Genomic DNA, 6,284 nt, shown 5'->3' with positions numbered 1-6,284 from the left:
GGCGCTGTGCGGCGGTGGTTTCGGCGGTTTCGAGGGCGCGTTCGGCCTCGGCCCGGAGGCGGGCGGTTTCGGCGGCGGTGCGTTCGGTGAGGTCGGTGGCGGCGGTATCGGCCTCGGTGCGGACCTGCTCGGCGTAGGTGTCGGCGGCCTCGCGTACCGCGGCGGTTTCGGCGGCGGTGCGTTCGGTGAGGTCGGTGGCGGCGGTGCCGGCCTCGGCACGGACCTGCTCGGCGTGGGCGTCGGCGGCCTCGCGCACCGCGGCGGCCTCGGCCTCGGTGCGCTCGCGCAGCCCCTTGGCGGTGGCCTCGGCTTCGGCGCGGCGCTGTGCGGCGGTGGTTTCGGCGGTTTCGAGGGCGCGTTCGGCCTCGGCCCGGAGGCGGGCGGTTTCGGCGGCGGTGCGTTCGGTGAGGTCGGCGGCGGCGGTGTCGGCCTCGGCACGGACCTGCTCGGCGTAGGTGTCGGCGGCCTCGCGCACCGCGGCGGTCTCGGCGGCCGTGCGGGTGGTCAGCTCCTCCGCGGCGGCCCCGGCCCGCTCCCGGGCGGCCTTGGCGGCCGACAGCTGCTCGGCGGTCTCCTCGCGCTCCCGGAGCAGCCCGGCGGAGGCCTCCTCACGCTCGCGGCGGCTCTCCTCGCGCAGCGCCTCGGCGGCGGCCACGGACTCGGCCCTGGTGCGGGCGGCCTCGGCGTCGGCCTCGGTGCGGACCCGCTCGGCGTCGGCCACCGCGGCGTCGCGCACGGCGCTCGCCTCGGCCTGCGCGTCGGCCCGCAGGGTCTCCGCGGCGGCGGTCGCACCGCTGCGCATCTGCTGGTCGAACTCGCCCGCCTCACGGCGCAGTTCGGCCGTCTCGCGCTCGGCGGCGGCGCGGTTCTCGGCCGCCGCGGCCTTGGCGGCGGTGAGCGCGTCCTGGCCCTGCTGCTCGGCCGTGGCGGTGATCTTCGCGGCCTCGGCACGGGCCCGCTCCAGGGTCTGCTCGGCCCGGCCCTGGGTCTCGGTGGCCTGCTCCTTGGTCTGCTCGCGCAGCCGCTCGATCTCGGCGGCGGCGCCCGCGCGCAGCTCGTCCGCGTCGGCCTTGGCCCTGGTGAGCAGCTCCTCGGCGCTCTTCGCCGACTCCTCGATCTGTCCCATGGCCTGCCGGCGGGCCTCGCCGCGCACCCGGTCGGCCTCGGCTGCGGCTTGGGCGCGCAGCTCCTCGGCCTCGGCGCGCAGCCGGGCGGCCTCGTCCTGCATCTCCTGGATCCGCTCGCGCACCGCGGCGGCGTCGTCCAGGGCGGCGTTCTGGGCGGCCTCGACGGCGGCCCGCGCCTGCTCGCGCAGCCGCTCGGCCTCGGCGGCGGCCTCGGTGCGGATCCGCTCGGCCTCGGCGGTGGCCCCGGCGCGGGCGGCCTCGGCGTCCCCGTCGGCCCGGTTCAGCATCTCCTCGGCGGACCTGGCGGCCTTCGCCAGCGCGGCGGCGGCCTCCTTGGCACCGGCCGCGCGGCCGGCCTCCTCGGCCTCGCCGCGCAGCTGCTCGGCGGCGGCCCCGGCCTGCGCCCGCAGTTCGGCGACGTCCCGCTCGGCCCGCTCGCGCAGCTCGGCGATCGCGGCCTCGGCCTCGGCGCGAAGCTGTCCGGCCACCGACTCGGCGGTGGCGCGCAGCCGCTCGCTCTCCTCGGCGGCGGCGGCCTTGGCGGCGTCCGCCTCCGCCTGCTTGGTGGCGGCCTCGACGCGGATCGCGTCGGCCTCCTTGGTGGCCTGGGCGACCATCCGGGCCACCTCGGCCCGGGCGGTCTGCGAGCGCTGCTCGTTGGCGGCCTCGCCGTCGGCGGCCTTGCGCACGGCGGCGGCCTCGGCGTCGGCCTGCAGCTGTTCGGCGGCGGCCTCGGCCTGCGCGCGCAGCTCGACGGCCTCGTGGTGGGCGCGCTCGGCCTCGGCGACGGCCTCGGCGCGCAGCCGTGCTATCTCGGCCTGGGCATGGGCCAGCTGCTGCTCGGCGCGGGACTGCTCCTGGGCGGCGGCCTCCTTGAGCCGGCCGATCTCGGCCCGGGCGACGGCCAGCTGCTGCTCGGCGGCCGCGTGCGCGGCGGCGCGCTGCTGCTGGGCCTCGCCGCGCGCGGCGTCGACGTCGGCGGCGGCCTGGGCGCCGGCCTGCTGGGCCTGGTCGGAGGCGGCCCGCAGCAGCCGCTCGGCGTCGCTCTGGGCGCGCTGGATGGCGGCCTCGGCGGCGGCCTGGGCCTCGCCGCGGGCGGCGTCGACGTCGGCGGCGGTCTGCGCGCGGGCCTGGTCGGCCAGCGCGGCCGCCTCGGCACGGGCGGCGCCCATCATCCGGTCGGCCTCGGCCCGGGCCTCCTGCAGCAGGCGCTGGGCCTCCTGCTCGGTACCGGCCCGGGTCTGCTCGGCCCAGTTGACGTTCTCGCTGACGTGCTGCTCGGCGCTGCGCCGCAGCTCGGCGAGCTCGTCCTCCAGCTGGCGGCGCCGGGCGGTCAGCTCGGCCTCCAGCCGGGCGGTGCGCTCGGCGGCCTCGGCCATGATCCGCTGGGTCGCGGCCTGGGAGTCGCGCAGCTGGCGCTCGGCGTCGGCGCGCAGCTGCTGGGCCTGCATCTCGGCGGTGCGGAGCATCTGCTCGGCCTGGCCGGAGACGGCGTCGAAGGCGCGCGGCTGGGCGAGCATGCGGCGGGACTCGTGCAGCTTGGCCCGGAGCACCTCCACCTGGTAGGCGAGGTCCTCGGCATGCTCGACTGCCTTGTCCCGCTCCTTCCGAGTCCGATCCATCTCGGCCTCGAACTGGGAGAGGTGATCGTCAACCTCGTAGCGGTCGTAGCCCCGCACTCCGCGGTCCCATCCATCTCCTGGTCGCGTCCTCGACCCGGCCGGTCCGTGCCCCGTTGTCCGGGCACCGGTCCGACTGGTCCTTGCATCCGCGCCGTCCGGGCGCCCCTTGGTCCGGGGCCGCCCGCCGCGGTCGTCGGAGTCCTGGGTGCGGGAGCGCGGTCGATCCGCGTTCCCCCGTCCGGGTGGACTCCTGGGCGAACTCTTGCCTTGTGGAGAATGGTGACAGATCCGTCTTGCGACTGTTCAGCCGTGCCCGCGAAGTGGACTCCCCTGCGACGGGCCTCCCACCGGGGCGGACGGGCCTGTCTTCGGCCGTGCCCGTCGTCCCCGTCCCCCGGAGTCTTCGCGCACCTGGGCATTGTAGTGGGAGCATCCTGCGGGGGAATGGCCGCGTGGGGGTTTTCCGGGTTGCCGGACGAGGTTACTGACGGGTCATGAGGGTCGCGGGGCGCCGGGGGAACCGGGTGCCGCGCCGCCGCGGCACCCGGGAACGGCTCAGTGGGCCCCGTGCGCGCCCGGCTCCGCGGCGGTGACCAGCTCGGTCAGCACCCCGCCGCAGTCCTTGGGGTGCAGGAAGGTGATCCGCGAGCCCATCGAGCCGGTCCGCGGCTGCTCGTAGAGGACCCGGACGCCCTTGCCCCGGATCTCCTCGGAGTCGGCGTCGACGTCGGCGGTGCCGAAGGCGATGTGGTGGACGCCCTCGCCGTTCTTCGCCATCCACTTGCCGACCGGGGAGTCCTCGCGGATCGGCTGCAGCAGCTGCAGGTAGGAGGCGCCGCCGTCGCCGGTGTCGTTGATCTTGAGCATGGCCTCGCGGACGCCCTGCTCCTCGTTGACCTCGCTGTGGAACACCTCGAAGCCGTAGGTGGCGCGGTAGAACTCGACCGTCTTGTCGAGGTCGTGGCAGGCGATGCCGATGTGGTCGATGCGGGTGAGCACGGTGGCCTCCGGTCCGGGACTGGTGCGACAGGACGGCAACAGTGCAGCGCATGACGACCGGCGGCGCCAGTGATCGTGGTGCGAGTCTGCTCACACGGGCCCGCGGCGGGGTTCACCCGGATCGGCGCGGCACGGTGTTGACTGGACGGTGCCAGTGCGCTCGATCACATCTTGGGTCCGGTGACGGGCGGGTAACAGGTCAGTAGATTGAGCGGAATCCTCCACCTGGCCACGACGTGCGAAGGGGCTCGTCCCATGACCAACACCACCTCTGTGATCGTCGCCGGGGCACGGACCCCGATGGGCCGGCTGCTCGGCTCCCTCAAGGGCTTCTCCGGCGCCGATCTCGGCGGATTCGCGATCAGGGCGGCGCTGGAGCGGGCCGGCATCACCGGCGACCAGGTCCAGTACGTGATCATGGGCCAGGTGCTGCAGGCCGGCGCCGGCCAGATCCCGGCCCGCCAGGCCGCCGTCAAGGCCGGGATCCCGCTGAACGTCCCGGCGCTCACCGTCAACAAGGTCTGCCTCTCCGGTCTGGACGCCATCGCGCTGGCCGACCAGCTGATCCGGGCCGGCGAGTTCGACATCGTGGTGGCCGGCGGCCAGGAGTCCATGACCAACGCCCCGCACCTGCTGCCGAAGTCCCGCGAGGGCCACAAGTACGGCGCGATCGAGCTGCTCGACGCGATGGCCCACGACGGCCTGACCGACGCCTACGAGAACATCCCGATGGGCGAGTCCACCGAGCGGCACAACACCCGCCTCGGCATCCCCCGCGAGGTCCAGGACGAGATCGCCGCCGCTTCGCACCAGCGGGCCGCCAAGGCGCAGGCCGACGGCGTCTTCGACGCCGAGATCGTTCCGGTCGCGATCCCGCAGCGCAAGGGCGAGCCGGTCCTGTTCAGCCAGGACGAGGGCATCCGCGCCGACACGACCGTCGAGGGTCTGGCCCGGCTGCGCCCGGCGTTCACCAAGGACGGCACCATCACGGCCGGCACCTCCTCGCAGATCTCGGACGGCGCCGCCGCCGTCGTCGTGATGAGCCGGGCCAAGGCGGAGGAGCTGGGCCTGAGCTGGATCGCCGAGATCGGCGCGCACGGCAACGTCGCCGGCCCGGACAACTCGCTGCAGTCGCAGCCGTCCAACGCGATCAGGCACGCGGTCGCCAAGGAGGGCATCACGGTCGGGGACCTCGACCTGATCGAGATCAACGAGGCCTTCGCCGCCGTCGCCCACCAGTCCACCAAGGACCTCGGCGTCTCGCCGGAGATCGTCAACGTCAACGGCGGCGCGATCGCGCTCGGCCACCCGATCGGCATGTCCGGCGCCCGCCTGGTGCTGCACCTGGCGCTGGAGCTGCAGCGCCGCGGCGGCGGCACCGGTGCCGCCGCGCTCTGCGGCGGCGGCGGCCAGGGCGACGCGCTGATCGTCCGGGTGCCGAAGGCCTGACGACCGGCGTACCGACCGGAATCACACCAGGGCTGCGGACCACCACGAGTGGTCCGCGGCCCTTCGGCGCAAGGAGCACCCACCCGATGATCGATGTGCCGACCCTGGTCGAGCAGGCCCGGCAGGGCCGTCCGCGGGCCGTCGCCCGCCTGATCTCGCTGGTCGAGAACGCCGCGCCCGAGCTGCGCGAGGTGATGGCCGCGCTGGCGCCGTACACCGGGCACGCCTACACCGTCGGCCTGACCGGCTCGCCCGGCGTCGGAAAGTCCACCTCCACCTCGGCGCTGGTCTCCGCCTACCGGCGGCTGGGCAAGCGGGTCGGCGTGCTGGCGGTCGACCCGTCCTCGCCGTTCTCCGGCGGCGCGCTGCTCGGCGACCGGGTCCGGATGCAGGACCACGCCACCGACCCCGAGGTGTTCATCCGCTCGATGGCCACCCGCGGCCACCTCGGCGGCCTGTCCCGGGCCGCCCCGCAGGCGCTGCGGGTACTGGACGCGGCCGGCTGCGACGTCGTCCTGGTGGAGACGGTCGGCGTCGGCCAGTCCGAGGTGGAGATCGCCGCGCAGGCCGACACCACGGTGGTGCTGCTCGCCCCCGGGATGGGCGACGGCATCCAGGCCGCCAAGGCCGGGATCCTGGAGATCGGCGACCTGTTCGTGGTCAACAAGGCCGACCGGGACGGCGCCGACGCCACCGCCCGGGAGCTCAACCACATGCTGGGTCTCGGCGGGGCCCGCGGGGCGGGGGACTGGCGCCCGCCGATCGTGAAGACCGTCGCGGCCCGCGGCGAGGGCGTGGACGAGGTGGTCGAGGCGCTGGAGAAGCACCGTGCCTGGCTGGACGAGCACGGCGAGCTGGCCGTCCGGCGCCGCCGCCGGGCCGCCGACGAGATCGAGGCGATCGCCCTGGCCGCGCTGCGGGCCCGGATCGGGGACCTGCGCGGCGACCGGCAGCTCGCCGCGCTGGCCGAGCGGGTGGCCGGCGGCGAGCTGGACCCGTACGGCGCGGCCGACCGCCTGGTGGCCGGGCTGACCACGGGCTGAGCCGGCCCGGGCACGGCGCAAGGGCGGCACCCGGCCCGGGTGCC

4 protein-coding genes are annotated in these 6,284 nt (G+C 75.6%); 2 read left to right on the top strand and 2 right to left on the bottom strand.

Annotation, left to right across the window (positions count from 1 at the left end; genetic code table 11):
• A partial coding sequence (locus ACFCX4_RS31020; RefSeq protein WP_376149720.1) for a hypothetical protein occupies positions 1-2,749 on the bottom strand: 2,749 nt, incomplete at its 3' end.
• Positions 2,750-3,304: 555 nt separating this feature from the next.
• Positions 3,305-3,748: a methylmalonyl-CoA epimerase gene (gene mce, locus ACFCX4_RS31015; protein ID WP_376149717.1), complete on the bottom strand. Its 444-nt coding sequence runs from the start codon at positions 3,746-3,748 to the stop codon at positions 3,305-3,307.
• A gap of 255 nt (positions 3,749-4,003) precedes the next feature.
• Here mce and ACFCX4_RS31010 point away from each other — a divergent pair, with 255 nt between their 5' ends.
• Both ACFCX4_RS31010 and meaB read left to right on the top strand, forming a co-directional pair.
• Positions 4,004-5,197 carry an acetyl-CoA C-acetyltransferase gene (locus ACFCX4_RS31010; protein ID WP_376149715.1) on the top strand — a complete coding sequence of 398 codons (1,194 nt, stop codon included), beginning with the start codon at positions 4,004-4,006 and terminating at the stop codon, positions 5,195-5,197.
• Positions 5,198-5,283: 86 nt separating this feature from the next.
• The gene (meaB, locus tag ACFCX4_RS31005; protein WP_376149712.1) at positions 5,284-6,240 is read left to right on the top strand and encodes a methylmalonyl Co-A mutase-associated GTPase MeaB; all 957 of its coding nucleotides are present in this window, start codon (positions 5,284-5,286) and stop codon (positions 6,238-6,240) included.
• The last annotated feature ends 44 nt before the right edge of the window (positions 6,241-6,284 follow it).

The organism is Kitasatospora sp. NPDC056327 (assembly GCF_042261735.1).
In the GTDB taxonomy this organism is placed as follows: Bacteria; Actinomycetota; Actinomycetes; order Streptomycetales; family Streptomycetaceae; genus Kitasatospora.
Note: the sequence above shows the minus strand (reverse complement) of the source record. Positions and strands in the feature narration are given on the sequence as shown.